Genomic DNA, 14,112 nt, shown 5'->3' with positions numbered 1-14,112 from the left:
TGCATAATTGCGGGATTATTTTGATTGTTTTGTGGGATGGGCCTCCCGCCCGAAGGCGTGTATTTTCATGCCTAACTCCTGCTCCGCACAAGCATCATTCTCAAATTGTGCAATGCCAAGACTTCTACAGTTTATAAAAATTATTGTTAACTGACGGCTTGAGATTACCAACTGATAATAAGCGGCAATCCCGGTCTGAAATCTACCTGTTGTCCCTGCACTTCTCCATCAAAACCAAGCTCCACAAAATACTCGGTTCCTATCCGTAACTTTAGCTGATTTGTCTCAAGCACTGCTTGCAGTTCAGGTGAGGGATTATTGGCAGCAGGACTGACTAATTCTACACGAGTAATTTCGCGCAAACCAACACCATGCTCCAAAGGCTTTGAGTTCTCGCCCGAGTATCGATCGGGACGTTGACCAAAGGGAATTTGGAAAAGCATGGGTTCAGTCAACACATCACTATTTGTAGCCACTGCTATACTGATTGTTTCAGGTAAATAAGGTGGACGATACGCCCAACTAGAAAATGCAATTGTGTCATCAGAATCTTTGGCTGAACGCAAACAGATGCCAAACGGACACGCACCATTATTCCGATTTGTCGATCGTTCCCAAAGACGAGTCTGATGAATTGGCTCAGACTGCGCCTCTTCTGGATCGTGAATCCATAACAATTCCAACATTGCGTTATGGAAAAAGAAACAGCGATTGGTTGTACCTTGTCCGCGATGAATGCGAGATGCACCCTCAACTAAACCGAATGATGATAAACGATTAGCTTCCGAAGCACCAATATCAGTAAGGATAAAAAGATGGTCGAATTCAAATGTCATAGCATTGTTCGTAGAATCGATCGCTCCAGTAATTTTAACCTTCTGCGATCGCTTTTTTTCCGATCGCCGCGCTGATGCTGCACAGCGTACTGTACCAAAGTCCCAAACCTCTACTGAGTCAATTTTTCCCAATCTAAAATCTAAAATCTAAAATCTAAAATCGATAGTCCCAAACCTCTACTCAGTCAATTTTTCCCAATCTAAAATCTAAAATCTAAAATCTAAAATCTATCCCCCCAACCTTTCCCAAGCTTCAAGTTACAACCAGATTGAGGAACCATCCGCCCGCATCCAGCAGTCTCAACATCCAGTTACCGACTATTCTGGTAAAGTCAGGTCATCATCCGGTGCATCTTGTAGAGACGCGATTGGCAGCCTCGGCCCCGAAAGCAGTAAAATCCCATCAGCTTGTCACCTGCAACCCGTGAGGCAGTAACTTAAAAATTAAGGTAGTGTCAATTACCCGCCACCAAGCGGAGTACCGCTATAGTGGGGGCTTGTGTCCAGACTCCACCGCAATTCTGAGAATTTTTGTAAAATCTCAGCTTTGGCTTCATTGCCTGACACATCAGGGGATACTGACAAGCTCCCCGTACTCATCCAGTCTTGCCGGACAAGTAGCGTTCTTAATGTGATATTTCGTGCCCCAACCAAATCAGAATGCAACTCATGTTGGCAGCATTCACAACGAAATGTTAGCCCTTTGTTTGGTCGATTAGCCTTCGATGTATGACCGCATTTAGGACAACTTTGCGAAGTATAATGAGCCGGAACTTTTGTAGCCAAAGAACCATTCAGATTAGCCTTATAATCAATATAGCCATGTAATTCGGCAAACGACCACTTAGCTTTGTTCCGATTAGCTTTGCGTTGCTTCTTGCTAGCCCTTTTTCCCGACCTAGACTTAGTTCTATCCCCTATTCCAGTCAAGTTTTCTAGTCCAATCAAGCTGTGAGGTTTAGCAATCTCTTTACTGATTTGATGGTTGACATCAGCGATAAACCGTCTTTCTCTACCAGACAAAGCAATTAATCTACGCTTTGCCGATCTAGTGCCTTTACGCTGAAGAGTTTGTCGCGCTTTATGGTAGCGATTAGCTTTGTGTCTAGCAGATTTACCAGAGTAGAATTTAGACTTGTTTTGTAAATCTGTTTCTACCGCCAGATATCTTTGCCCAACATCAACACCAGAGACTCTGGTGATCTTTGTGGGATCGATTTCAAGGGTTTCTATCTCTAAGATCACCATCAAGTAGTAAGTCTTAGAAGAACGCTGATAGACAATCTTTGCCACACCAATCTTTGGGCATTTCGCAATCAGAGCAAGGTGCTTATTGTAACCATTATAAGAAACAACCACTCGACCATTCAGAGTGTTAATACTAACTCGACCCTCAGTTTTAAATGAGTAATCTCGCTGATAGTTCAAAGTGCAAGTCCTAGAAACATACTTGGGAGCTTTGTCTAGTCCTTTATATCGTTTCTTAGTGTAGCCTTTGGCAATAGCATCAGCGTTCTGCTTTGCTTTGATCCACAGGGCTTTATAGGTAGCAGATACCTGTCTTGGAGCATTGCAAGCCATTTGCGCTCCCAGCCCAAATTTAGCTCTTAACTCGTTATAAACAGCTTTCTGCAACTTAGCCCCATTACTGGTTTTACCTGCGTCAAAAGCAACTCGCGAAGTGTAGTTCAAAGCATCTCGATAAGCCAAGGCAGTCTGGGACACCAAAGCTTTTTGCTCGGTGGTCAGGTTGAGTTTTAGCTTGGCGGTGATTACTTGGGACATTATTTTCACGAAATCTAGTATTATTGTATCTCGTGAAGATAAAGATAGCAAGGAAAAGTAAGGAATTTGTTCACTCCTCACCGAAAGAGCCCTTCCAACATCTAAAGATTGTCGGTTTCGGTTGGGGACGGGATTCGTCGCTCACGCGCATTTCTCCCGCCACCAAGCTACGCTATGGTGGGGGAATCCTGCTGTTCTAGTTGAAAATAATACCCAAATGTTTCCAGAAGCCTTGACATCTGACATACACTCTGTAAATTAAACACTCGCTTCTGCGCCGCTACCCATATTAAAGATGCCATGTCAACCCTAGTCATCGTCGAATCTCCGACCAAAGCCCGCACCATTCGCAACTTCCTGCCCTCCACCTACCGCGTAGAGGCATCGATGGGCCATGTCCGCGACCTCCCCTCCTCGGCCGAAGAAATACCAGAAGCCGTTAAAGGAGAAAAATGGGCGCAACTCGGCGTAAACGTGGAGGCAGACTTTGAACCCCTCTACGTCATCCCGAAAGATAAAAAGAAAATTGTTAAAGAACTCAAAGACGCCCTCAAAGAAGCCACAGAACTGATTCTAGCCACTGACGAAGACCGGGAAGGCGAAAGCATTTCCTGGCATTTGCTGCAAATCCTCAAACCCAAAGTTCCCATCAAGCGGATGGTGTTTCACGAAATCACCCGCGAAGCTATCCGCGATGCTTTGACTCACTGCCGCGATATCGACAATCGAGTTGTACAAGCCCAAGAAACTCGCCGAATTCTCGACAGACTCGTCGGTTACACACTCTCCCCGCTACTGTGGAAAAAAATCGCTTGGGGTTTGTCGGCCGGTAGAGTGCAGTCAGTCGCAGTCAGGCTTTTGGTGCGCCGGGAACGCGAACGCCGCGCCTTCCGCCAAGGTAGTTACTGGGATTTAAAAGCCCTTTTGGAAAAGGGCAAGATTTCCTTTGATGCCAAACTCGTGACAGTCGGCAATGTGAAAGTTGCCAACGGCAGCGATTTTGATGAAAATACCGGGCAAATTATCGCAGGCCGCCGCGTACTTTTGCTGAACGAAGAACAGGCGCGGGCTTTACTATCGCGCATCCAAAACAAACCCTGGACTGTCACAAATCTCGAAGAACGGCCAGTCACCCGCAAACCTTCGCCGCCGTTTACGACCTCGACTTTGCAGCAGGAAGCTAACCGCAAGCTGCGGCTGGGTGCGCGGGAAACTATGCGAATTGCCCAAAGTCTCTACGAACGGGGTTTTATCACCTATATGCGGACGGATTCGGTGCATTTGTCCGAACAGGCGATAGAAGCGGCGCGCAGTTGCGTGCAAGAACTTTACGGCAGCGAATACCTCAGCCCCCAACCGCGCAAATACACGACGAAAAGCAAAGGCGCGCAGGAAGCCCACGAAGCTATCCGTCCCGCCGGCAGCACTTTTCGGACTCCGCAGCAAACCGGATTGGATGGCATTGATTTCCGCCTCTACGATTTGATTTGGAAGCGGACTGTGGCTTCTCAAATGGCAGATTCCCGCCAAACTCACGTCACTGTATTAACTCAGGTAGAAGATGCCGGTTTCCGTTCCAGCGGCAAACGCATTGATTTTCCCGGCTTTTTGCGGGCCTACGTGGAAGGTTCCGACGATCCGAATGCGGCGTTGGAAGACCAAGAGGTGATTTTGCCGGCGCTGAAGGTGGGCGATAAACCTAATTGTAAAGATTTAGAGGCAGTTGGACACGAAACTCAACCTCCCGCGCGCTACACGGAAGCTTCTCTGGTGAAAATGCTCGAAAGCGAAGGTGTGGGCCGTCCGAGTACCTACGCGAGTATTATCGGTACAATTGTCGATCGGGGATATGCCAAATTAATAGCTAACGCCCTAATTCCGACATTCACCGCTTTCGCCGTCACGACTTTATTGGAAACACATTTTCCCGATTTAGTAGACACCGGTTTTACTTCCCGAATGGAACAAACCCTCGATGAAATTGCCACGGGCGAGGCTAAATGGCTGCCGTATTTGCAAAAGTTTTATACAGGGGAAACGGGACTCGCAACCCAAGTCAAAGAACAGGAAAGCCAGATTGACGCGAAAGTTGCCCGAACTGTGGTATTGGAAAATCTCTCGGCCAAAGTTTGCATCGGCAAATTCGGCGCATACCTGGAATCAGAAAGCGAAGAAGGCCTGGTAAAAGCATCGATTCCCCAAGATTTGACGCCTGCAGATTTAGACCCGGAAAAAGTTGACTTTCTGTTAAAGCAAAAAACGGAAGGCCCGGAAAAATTGGGTCTTCACCCGGAAACCGGGGAACCGATTTATGTGCTGATTGGCAGTTACGGCCCATACGTTCAGTTGGGGGATGTTTCGGAAACGAACAAGAAACCGAAGCGGGCTTCTTTACCGAAGGGGACGGATAAGGATACCGTGACGCTGGATATGGCGGTGAGTTTGTTGACTTTACCCCGGTTGTTGGGTTCTCACCCGGAGACGGGGGCGAAGGTGCAAGCTAATTTGGGGATGTACGGGCCTTATGTGGTTCACGACCAGGGTAAGGTTGGGAAGGATTATCGATCGATCAAACCGCCGGATGATGTTTTGACTATACAGCTCGATCGGGCATTAGAATTGTTAGCGCAGCCGAAAGCCGCCCGCGGCCGCAGCAAAGCCACCACACCTTTGAAGGAATTGGGCGCCCATCCAGAGTCTGGAGAACCCATCAATGTTTACGACGGCCGCTACGGCCCCTACGTGAAACACGGCGATATCAATGCTTCTTTGTCCAAGGATGAATCTGTGGAGAATTTTACCTTACAAAAAGCACTGGAATTGTTAGCAACCAAGGAAGCTGCCGGGGGAAAAACTAGCAGCAAGTCCAAGAAGTCAACGAAGACTGCGGCGGCGAAATCTGAGACTGCAACTGAGAAGACTGCGGCGAAGAAAACCACTGCTAAGAAGACGGAGACTGGGGCGAAGAAAACCACTGCTAAAAAGACGGCGACTGCGACTGCGACGAAGAAGAAAACCAAGTAAAATTAGTTTATTTTTCTGTCATCCCAGAAACCCGGTTTATTTGAGAAACCGGGTTTCTTTATTTGTACAGTTCTGGACGCACGCTAATATCAATTCCGGCTGCACTCCTTATGATACAGAGGACACGGCGCCGTGCCGTGTCCCTACAATTAATGGGGGTAGGGACACGGCACGGCGCCGTGTCCTCCGTTTATATCATTCCGATGAAGAGCGGAATTGATATAACCCAAAAAACCCGGTTTATTTGAAAAACCGGGTTTCTAAATACCGTCAAAGTTTTACGTTTTATTAGGTTGAGCTACCTAGCCAGCGATTCTCAACAATTCCACATCAAAAATCAGCGTAGCATTAGGAGGAATTACCCCGCCGGCACCGCGAGCGCCGTAACCTAGGTCAGGGGGAATAATCAACTTGCGGCGGTCTCCAACTTTCATCGTACCGACACCTTCATCCCAACCCTTAATTACTTGACCTACGCCAATTTTGAACTCAAAAGGAGAATTGCGATCGCGCGAACTGTCAAACTTCGTGCCATCCTCCAAAGTTCCAGTGTAGTGCACCACCACCTTCTGCCCGGTTTTTGGAGTCGCCCCTTTACCCTCTTTCAATTCAACATATTTCAGACCTGATTTTGTGGTGACAGTTTTCTCAGCTTTCTCAGTATTATCAGTCATGTTATTGCCAGCGATAGTAGCTGGTACTTCCGGTAAAGTAGCATCAGCTACTAGCAAGCTATCTTCATTCAAAGACTGCGCTGATAACTTCTCAATAGCAGTCTCGGGTGAAGGATTATTTAATTCGGCGGCAACTGCTTGAGGCCCAGAACCGCCCATTTGAGCGACTATCAAAAACAAAAAGCAAACCAGCATTACCCCCAAGCTGACTAGAACTCCTCGCAAAATTAATCCTCCTGATACTTTTAACCGCGACATCTCAGATATCTAAGACATCTATTACAACAAAAACCACCAAATTTTATCTGAACTTTTCCGCCAAAAGATGGCAGGTGCCAGCTAATTTTAAAGACAAAAGTATGAAGTCAGAATGTTTGTAATTCTACATAAGTGCCTTCTTGAGCCTTCTGCCTTCGGGTGACAATTTTATCACAAGAGAACAGCGAACCGCTCCCGGGCGATCGAACTCAGCGCCAGTTACGGTTCTCTAAATCCCGCATCTGACGTTCCAAACGATCGAGCCTTCCCCGCAACTCATCCATTTCGGACTGTCGGGGAACGCCCATATCTTGCAGCATATTCCGCAGTTGCCGCTGCAACTGCGTATCCCAATTGCCCTGTTCCGACTTGAGGTGCTCCGTCATGTCATCGACAAAGGTTTTGGCTTGCTCGGAATTGATTTTGCCATCTTTGACCCACTGCTCGCTGACTTCCTGCAATTTCTCGGCCACCAAGGAGGTAGTACCAATGCCCAGCATTACCAGTTGTTTGAGTAAGTTGCTATTGTTATCCATAAATTTTTCCTACTGTTTGCCCCTTCATACCCGATCGGCTCAGGTCGCCTGCGGTCGCTGCGAAACCACCTGTAAACTTAAAGTTACATCAGCGCACACCTACCTTTCTATTTTGGAGCATCCAGCCGCCTGATGGCGAGTCGATCGCGCATTCTCGGCGTTCGGAAAACCCGCTAATGAGCTACCGACCAGATTACCCTATCACCAGCAAAGTCAATGCCTGATTGTCCCCGCTGTCACCAACCTGTAGACGCCCGAGCCATCGCCTGCGCGCACTGCAAAATCCCTCTCAAAGCTTTCGGTCATCCGGGTATCCCCCTTTATCGATCGAAATCGGAAGACTTTCTGTGCACTACTTGTATTTACCACGAAGATGACACTTGCAACTACCCGCAGCGTCCTTTTGCCAAAGAATGCACGCTTTATCACGATCGAGCTGAGCCGCTTGTGCCGCCGACGAGCCCTTACATTAGCGGCGGCTGGCCGCAATCGATCAAAAATTGGTGTCAGCGCCATCTCGTTTGGTTAGCTTTAGTTGGTTTAATTATTATTAGCATTGCTCTGTCGATTTAATCGGAGTGTGCAAAGCGTAGAATAGAGATATATCTGTTAATCTGGGTTGCTCTATTATTCTCTAAATTATTCATGAGCTACGTATTCGGCATCGACGGGGGCGGCACGAAAACTATCTGCCTCTTAATGGACGAAAACCACCTTGTTTTGGGACGGGGCGAAGCAGGGCCGTCAAATTATCAAACTCTGGGAATTGAGACAACCAAAAAATCCATTCAATTGGCGATCGAACGAGCAGTTCTGTCTGCTAAAATCGAGACGACTAGCAATCTCAACATAGAAGCAATTGGTCTGGGACTAGCAGGCGTCGGGCGTCAAAAAGATATTGAAATATTGCAATTTCTAGTGCAGAACTTGCAGTTGACGAATACTTTACCAGTAACCCGATCGTTCTTACCTCGGAATATCGTAATTTGCAGCGACTGCGCGATCGCACTTGTTGGGGGCACGGGCTATCCAGTGGGTATCACCGTTATTTCAGGAACCGGTTCGATTGTTTTCGGGCAAAACAGTCAAGGGAAAACTAAACGAGTCGGCGGTTGGGGATATCTTTTAGGCGATGAAGGCAGCGGATATGACATCGCCATTCAGGGTTTGCAAGCGGCTTTGAAGTTCTATGACGGACGCGGAAATTTTACAGCACTTGCAGAAAATTTTCAAAACCATTTAGGCCTAAATCACCTAGAAGAATTGGTAGAAGTCGTTTACCGGCGCGGTTGGGGAGTGAAAGAAATTGCAGCTTTAGCGCCGATTGTCGATCGAGTCGCAGCCGAGGGCGATCGCGTCGCTGACGGCATTATTAACAGTGCCGTGGCAGAATTAACCTTTTCAACAAAAATAGCCATTTCAGCCCTATTTAACCCCAGAGAAGAATTTGAAATTGTGCTCGTAGGAGGTGTGTGGGACTCAGAGGCAAATTTCCGGGGTCGGTTTGAAGCGGCAATAAGTGCGATCGCCCCAAAAGCTAAGGTCATCTCGCCCCGATACGAACCAGCTTTCGGTGCTGGATTGTTAGCCTTAAACGCTCTCAACAATTAATTGTTGACGGTTGACGGTTGACGGTTGACTGTTGACTGTTGACTGTTGACGGTTGACTATCTTCCTTATCTTCCCGATCGCCCCTGTCTTGCGGATTTTCTCGATTTTTCCAAATTTTAAAATTCTGGATTATCTACCTTATCTTCCCAGCTTGTACAATTCCAGGCTGCCATAATTAAAACATCAGATGAATCCGAAACCAGAAACAAATTTAGCAGCAGTGCGTTCCTAAGTAAACCAAAAACGAAGCAAGGAGACAATTTATATGATTACTTCTCAAAAATGGCGTTCAGCAACAGCAGCAATCCTCGCATTGGGCATTACACTTGGAACCAGCGCGCCGCTGGTGGTAGCTACCCCCGCAGAAGCCCAACAACGAATTTCCCAATTTGATAGCATCCGAATTCCCTCGGGCAGTGTAATTCCAGTTAGCTATGAAAAAGACAAAATTCTTGTCACCCGCGAAGAAACAGCACCTTTAACTTTAACAGTAGCGCGAGACATCCGCACAGCTCAAGGCAGAGTATTAATCCCCGCAGGCAGTCAGATTGTCGGGACACTGCAACCTGTCAGAAGAGGCAATCAAATCGGTACTCAATTTGTTGCCAGAGAGTTAATTATCAGCCGCCGCCAACGCTATCGGATTGACGGCTATTCGGGAGTTATTACCAGAACCGAAAGAGTTCAAAAAGGTGCCGGTACAGGTTCAGTAGCGCAAGGTGCAGCATTGGGTGCAGCAGCAGCAGCAGCGCTAGCAGGCATTACTGGCGACAAAGCTATAGCCACTGAAGAAGTATTGGGAGGCGCTGGGATCGGCGCTTTAGCTGGAGTATTGTTGGGGCGGCGCAGCGTTGACGTGCTCGTGATTCGCCCGGAACAAGATTTGGCAGTGAGATTGCGATCGGACATCGTGCTCCGCTAATATTGGGATCTTCCGATTAATTATTTGCAGCAAAACATTGTCGATCGCTAACTTTTGGTCTCCCGATCATGGGCTAGGCATACTATTAAGGTTGTGCCTAGCCATGTTTGTGGGCGGAATTATTGGATGGGAACGCCAACTCAGACACAAACCAGCGGGATTGAGAACTCATATGCTAGTAAGTATGGGTTCTGCACTGTTTGTTTTAATACCGCTGGCAATAGATAAAAATGGAAACGAACGAGAGGCGATCGAGCGCGTAATTCAAGGCATTGCTGCCGGGGTTGGGTTTTTGGGAGGCGGAGAAATCCTGCGGCAAAATCAACAGGAAATAGGCAAAGTTGAAGTTCACGGGCTTACCTCGGCCGCCGCTATTTGGGTGTCAGCAGCTTTAGGAACTGCGGCAGGATGCGGGTTGTGGCAACTTGCATTAATTGGCGCTTTAATGTCGCTGTTTGTTCTGAGAGTAATTAAAGAGTTAGAACGTCGGAGTCGCAGGAAATAGTCTCAGCGATTATATAAGGTCTGGTAAAATAACCGTTACAGCAGATTCCACGTTTATGAAGTACACCCAGATTGCTCTTCTATTGCCGTAGGGACACGGCACGGCGCCGTGTCCCTAGCTCTGTTATGTACCTCACTAATACCATTTTTATAAAGTTATGATAGACTTATATAAAAAGTAAAGGAGAACAGTAAAATGTCTGGCCGTCCTCATATAACGATTGCCGAATCTGTAGAAGTATTGCTAGAGATTAGGAAACAACAAAAAAGAATTTTAGCATATAATAAAGTTCAAATGCTTTATTTATTTCAATCAAAAAAAGTAGAAACAGTCCGAGAAGTCTCGTCGGTTTTGGGTAAAAGTGAAGCCACAATTCATCGCTGGCTCTTTCAATATAAAGAGGGTGGTCTGGAAAACTTGTTAAAAAATCGGCAGATTTTTGGCAGGCCCAAGAAGTTTTAAGTTGAAGTAGCGGCTTCATTACAACAATAATTGAGAGACTCTCCCAGATTTTCCAGTTATAAAGAAGTTAATCTCTGGCTCTGGTTAATCAAAGAGATACCTAGTAGTTATCAAGCTGTATACTCTTTGGTCAAAGGGGAGTTAAAAAGTAAATTAAAAATCCCAACACCTCGAAGTGTTGAACAAAAGCCAACGGCAATTAATGAATTCAAAAATAGTCTATCTCATCAATTCAAAGCCTTGCTGGAAAAAGCTCATTACCAACTAAATAAATACAAAAGATTTCTATTTTGGTGTAGTAATGAAACTCGATTAGGACTACATACAATTCAGAGACGAAGGCTAACACTACGGGGTGTAAAACCCCTAGAAAAACATCAATGGAAATTTAAATATTTCTGGCTTTATGGAGCCGTATCCCATCTACTGGTCGAAGTTTTTTTTGGAGTTTTCCCATTTAGATAAAGTTTGTTTTCAAGCATATTTGCAACAGTTGTCGCTTCAATATCCAGATGAATTGCATATCATTCAAGTCGATAATGCTCCTGGTCATCTTTTAAGCACATCTGAATTGCCAGACAATATTATTTTACTATTTCAGCCTCCTCATTGCCCTGAAGTAAATCCAACAGAAAGAGTGTGGGAATACATCAAATAATTTTTAGCTTGGTTAGTCTTTAGTAATCTTGACGAACTCCGCGTAAAAGTTCAGGAAATTTTATCATCTTTAACAAATAATGTCATTGGTTTTCTCACAGGATGGTCTTGGAGCTTACATTCTTTATCTCTAGCACATCTTTAGAAAAATGGTATAACCTGAAAAGTGCTGTATAACGTTGCATAGAAAACTCGATCGTTCCGAGCCAGTTTTATGAGGAATGAAGTCCTAACTACCAACCAATTTGACTGCGGTAGATCGAGGTGACATAATATTAGCGGTTTCATAGCAAGTCCAGTTAATCACTTATACACGATACGCAACAAGTGGTTTGACTCGCTACTTATAGCCGTTCTCAATCTTGGTGAGGTATGGCCGCTGATCGAGCGTGCACCTCATGTTACTGAGAAAGGCTACATATCGGTAAGGTGTTCTTCTGCCGTGTACCCTACAGATAGAAGTTCTGCACCCCAAACTTTTATAGCAACCGCGCCCGACAGTGAGGACGTTCTTCATTGCTGAGAACTTGCTCAAAATGTTGGGTGCGATCGCTCTTTAAAAAAGATAGCATTTCTGGTGGTAGGTGAGGTACAGAAAAAAGCTCTTCAATCCTTAAATTGAGAGAATCAGGTACAGCTCATGAGGCGCGAGCGTCGCTCTAATTGTGTAGAGGTAGGGGAAGAATAGATGTTAAATGGTGATGAGCGCGTCAGCTCAAACAGCCGCATTTCTGATGAGAGTTGCCAATTGAGGTAGCTCAAAAGCTTGTGTAATGCGATCGAGAATATAGTGGTAAAAATTCACCCCATTTTTGCGACAGGTGTCAACTATAGCAATCCTAAATCATTATCAAGACTATGATACAATTATATGCAATACTCGATCGTGAATAAAAAGATGAATAACTTACAACTGCAAGAAAAAGATATGGAAAAAGAAATAGCCCAATTAGAAGATTTCATTAAAAGCGATATCGATGCAAGAGAACTAAAACGAGCAATAGCTGTAAGGATGGCGCTTTCAGGTAATATCTACCATGAAATCAGCAAAATATTAGGTGTAAGTAAATTTTTTATTGGTTATTGGAAAAAACAATTTAAAACCAAAGGCATCGCCGGAATCAAACTAGGACATAAAGGGTCAAAAGGGTATTTAACAGCTCGACAAAATACTGAAGTAATCGAGTGGTTAAAGAATAAAGAATATTGGATTTTAGATGAGTTGGTTACTTATTTAGCTCAAGAGTTTGGTGTGATGTATAAATCAAAACAGAGTTACTATGAACTTTTCGACCGGGCGAAAATAAGTTGGAAAAAAACTCAAAAAGCTAATCCTAAATTTGATAAAAAAGTGGTAAAAAACAAGACGGAAGAGATTAACGATATTTTATTTAAAAACAAGGCTGGTATAGAGTCTGGGGAAATAATAGTATTGTTTTTAGATGAATGTCATCTACTTCATGGTGATCTAACTGGTTATGTTTGGGGTCAATCAAAAATCAGAATTGAAGTCCCAATTACCAATGAAAAAGATAGACAAACTTATTTTGGCGCCCTCAATTATCAAAGCAAAGAATTCCATATTCAGAGCCATCCATCGGGTGATGGAGAATCCACAGTTAAATTTATAAAATACTTACAAAATAAATATAAAAATTGCAAGATTATCTTGATTTGGGATGGAGCTAGTTATCATAAATATGGATAATTTAGAGACTTTTTATTGGAACTAAATGGTGACAAACAACCTGAGAATTGGTCAATTACTTGTATTTTATTTGCTCCCAATGCTCCCCAACAGAATCCCGTTGAAGATATTTGGTTACAAGCTAAAAACTTTTTAAGAAAGTATTGGTATTTATGTAGCTCTTTTAAGATTGTCAAATTTTTATTTGAGTTTTTTACTAACGAACATAAATTTGATTTCCCCAAAATACGTCAATATACTTACACAGAGAAAATCATTTAGGATTGATCTAGATAGAGAAAATCATTTAGGATTGCTATAGAGACAAAAATACTTCCCACGCACAAGTTCCCTCCGCGGTGCGTGTACCGTTAGAAATTTTGCGTTTAATCACATATTCTCGCAGGGCGCGTTCCGCCTCATTATTGTCTAGCGGTACATCAGGAAAATCTAACGCCAACAGCAGTTGTTGTTTTTTTTGTTTAGTTAAGGCAATTCGATCGGTCAAAGCTTGATAAGATTGTTTTTGCGAGAACAGGCGGTCAAATTCTTGCGATAAATTACTTTTCTCTGTGGTAGTTGGGTGAAGTTGATCAAGTTTTAACCGCTCGTAGTATTCCCAAAACTCGGTCACAAAATTTTCGACTGCCAGTTGATGAGATTTGAGGAAAGGAGTCAACTTATGGTAATGACGGCCTTCGTGTATCCAGCACAAAGCCCGATGTTTAGTCAGTTGACTAAACTGACCGGCATCATCGCTCACCAAAATTTTGATAGATTCGCCTAAACCTTTGTCAGTGTCTATCGACAATTTAGACAACAATTGGTTAACCGTATCGCGATTCTTGCGACGATTAGTAAAAAAACTGGTATAGTATGGATTACACAGCGTTACTACATAGTGATTTACTCCATTTACCCGCATTCCTGTGTCATCTATGTGTTGATAAGACGTGCTGGCTAACCCTGCTTGTAAGACAGCTTGATACTCAAGGGTAAACTGACAGGCGTGTTTGTGAATCAAGATATTGGATATTTCCCCAGCCGAAATCACTATCCCTTGCGATTGCAGCAACTTCAGAATTTTCTCTGGCGGTACTCTGAGTTCAAAATAGAGCATGATGACAAATGCTGCTAACTCATTACCGTAAGATT

Annotated in this window: 11 protein-coding genes and 1 pseudogene; 7 read left to right on the top strand and 5 right to left on the bottom strand. The window is 44.6% G+C overall.

Annotation, left to right across the window (positions count from 1 at the left end):
• Window positions 1–164: 164 nt before the first annotated feature.
• Both QUA99_RS07835 and QUA99_RS07830 read right to left on the bottom strand, forming a co-directional pair.
• Window positions 165–968, bottom strand: coding sequence for a hypothetical protein (locus tag QUA99_RS07835; RefSeq protein WP_333235552.1), 804 nt, complete (start codon window positions 966–968; stop codon window positions 165–167).
• A gap of 327 nt (window positions 969–1,295) precedes the next feature.
• Window positions 1,296–2,621 carry a transposase gene (locus tag QUA99_RS07830; protein WP_333235553.1) on the bottom strand — a complete coding sequence of 442 codons (1,326 nt, stop codon included), beginning with the start codon at window positions 2,619–2,621 and terminating at the stop codon, window positions 1,296–1,298.
• A gap of 300 nt (window positions 2,622–2,921) precedes the next feature.
• Between QUA99_RS07830 and topA the strand changes: the two genes are divergently transcribed.
• Window positions 2,922–5,645 (top strand): type I DNA topoisomerase, encoded by a 2,724-nt coding sequence (gene topA / locus QUA99_RS07825; protein WP_333235554.1) that lies wholly within the window; start codon window positions 2,922–2,924, stop codon window positions 5,643–5,645.
• Window positions 5,646–5,947: 302 nt separating this feature from the next.
• On the opposite strand, the gene QUA99_RS07820 is transcribed toward topA, so the two are convergent.
• Window positions 5,948–6,544 (bottom strand): FKBP-type peptidyl-prolyl cis-trans isomerase, encoded by a 597-nt coding sequence (locus QUA99_RS07820; RefSeq protein WP_333235566.1) that lies wholly within the window; start codon window positions 6,542–6,544, stop codon window positions 5,948–5,950.
• A 242-nt stretch (window positions 6,545–6,786) separates the two neighbouring features.
• The gene (locus tag QUA99_RS07815) at window positions 6,787–7,113 is read right to left on the bottom strand and encodes a phasin family protein (protein ID WP_333036214.1); all 327 of its coding nucleotides are present in this window, start codon (window positions 7,111–7,113) and stop codon (window positions 6,787–6,789) included.
• Window positions 7,114–7,329: 216 nt separating this feature from the next.
• Here QUA99_RS07815 and QUA99_RS07810 point away from each other — a divergent pair, with 216 nt between their 5' ends.
• The 6 genes and pseudogenes from QUA99_RS07810 to QUA99_RS07785 all read left to right on the top strand — a co-directional run bounded on the left by QUA99_RS07810 (window position 7,330) and on the right by QUA99_RS07785 (window position 12,978).
• Window positions 7,330–7,686 carry a zinc ribbon domain-containing protein gene (locus QUA99_RS07810; RefSeq protein WP_333235555.1) on the top strand — a complete coding sequence of 119 codons (357 nt, stop codon included), beginning with the start codon at window positions 7,330–7,332 and terminating at the stop codon, window positions 7,684–7,686.
• A 72-nt stretch (window positions 7,687–7,758) separates the two neighbouring features.
• The gene (locus QUA99_RS07805) at window positions 7,759–8,724 is read left to right on the top strand and encodes a BadF/BadG/BcrA/BcrD ATPase family protein (protein WP_333235556.1); all 966 of its coding nucleotides are present in this window, start codon (window positions 7,759–7,761) and stop codon (window positions 8,722–8,724) included.
• Window positions 8,725–8,989: 265 nt separating this feature from the next.
• Window positions 8,990–9,646 carry a hypothetical protein gene (locus QUA99_RS07800; RefSeq protein WP_333235557.1) on the top strand — a complete coding sequence of 219 codons (657 nt, stop codon included), beginning with the start codon at window positions 8,990–8,992 and terminating at the stop codon, window positions 9,644–9,646.
• A 37-nt stretch (window positions 9,647–9,683) separates the two neighbouring features.
• Complete coding sequence (locus QUA99_RS07795; protein ID WP_333460330.1) at window positions 9,684–10,151, top strand: MgtC/SapB family protein; 468 nt, start codon at window positions 9,684–9,686, stop codon at window positions 10,149–10,151.
• 195 nt (window positions 10,152–10,346) lie between these two features.
• Window positions 10,347–11,415: pseudogene (locus QUA99_RS07790) on the top strand (IS630 family transposase).
• Window positions 11,416–12,168: 753 nt separating this feature from the next.
• Window positions 12,169–12,978: an IS630 family transposase gene (locus tag QUA99_RS07785; RefSeq protein ID WP_333343494.1), complete on the top strand. Its 810-nt coding sequence runs from the start codon at window positions 12,169–12,171 to the stop codon at window positions 12,976–12,978.
• 295 nt (window positions 12,979–13,273) lie between these two features.
• Here the strand turns inward: QUA99_RS07785 and QUA99_RS07780 are convergent.
• Window positions 13,274–14,112: IS66 family transposase (locus QUA99_RS07780; protein ID WP_333343496.1), on the bottom strand; the 839-nt coding region annotated here is incomplete at its 5' end.

Source organism: Microcoleus sp. F10-B2 (genome assembly GCF_036704965.1).
Taxonomy (GTDB): Bacteria; Cyanobacteriota; Cyanobacteriia; order Cyanobacteriales; family Microcoleaceae; genus Microcoleus.
This window is presented reverse-complemented; position numbering and strand designations above follow the sequence as displayed.

Coding starts and splice junctions, on each gene's coding strand:
- QUA99_RS07830 (WP_333235553.1), bottom strand. CDS start 2,621: ATGTCCCAAGTAATCACCGCCAAGCTAAAACTCAACCTGACCACCGAG.
- topA (WP_333235554.1), top strand. CDS start 2,922: ATGTCAACCCTAGTCATCGTCGAATCTCCGACCAAAGCCCGCACCATT.
- QUA99_RS07815 (WP_333036214.1), bottom strand. CDS start 7,113: ATGGATAACAATAGCAACTTACTCAAACAACTGGTAATGCTGGGCATT.
- QUA99_RS07810 (WP_333235555.1), top strand. CDS start 7,330: ATGCCTGATTGTCCCCGCTGTCACCAACCTGTAGACGCCCGAGCCATC.
- QUA99_RS07805 (WP_333235556.1), top strand. CDS start 7,759: ATGAGCTACGTATTCGGCATCGACGGGGGCGGCACGAAAACTATCTGC.
- QUA99_RS07800 (WP_333235557.1), top strand. CDS start 8,990: ATGATTACTTCTCAAAAATGGCGTTCAGCAACAGCAGCAATCCTCGCA.
- QUA99_RS07785 (WP_333343494.1), top strand. CDS start 12,169: ATGAATAACTTACAACTGCAAGAAAAAGATATGGAAAAAGAAATAGCC.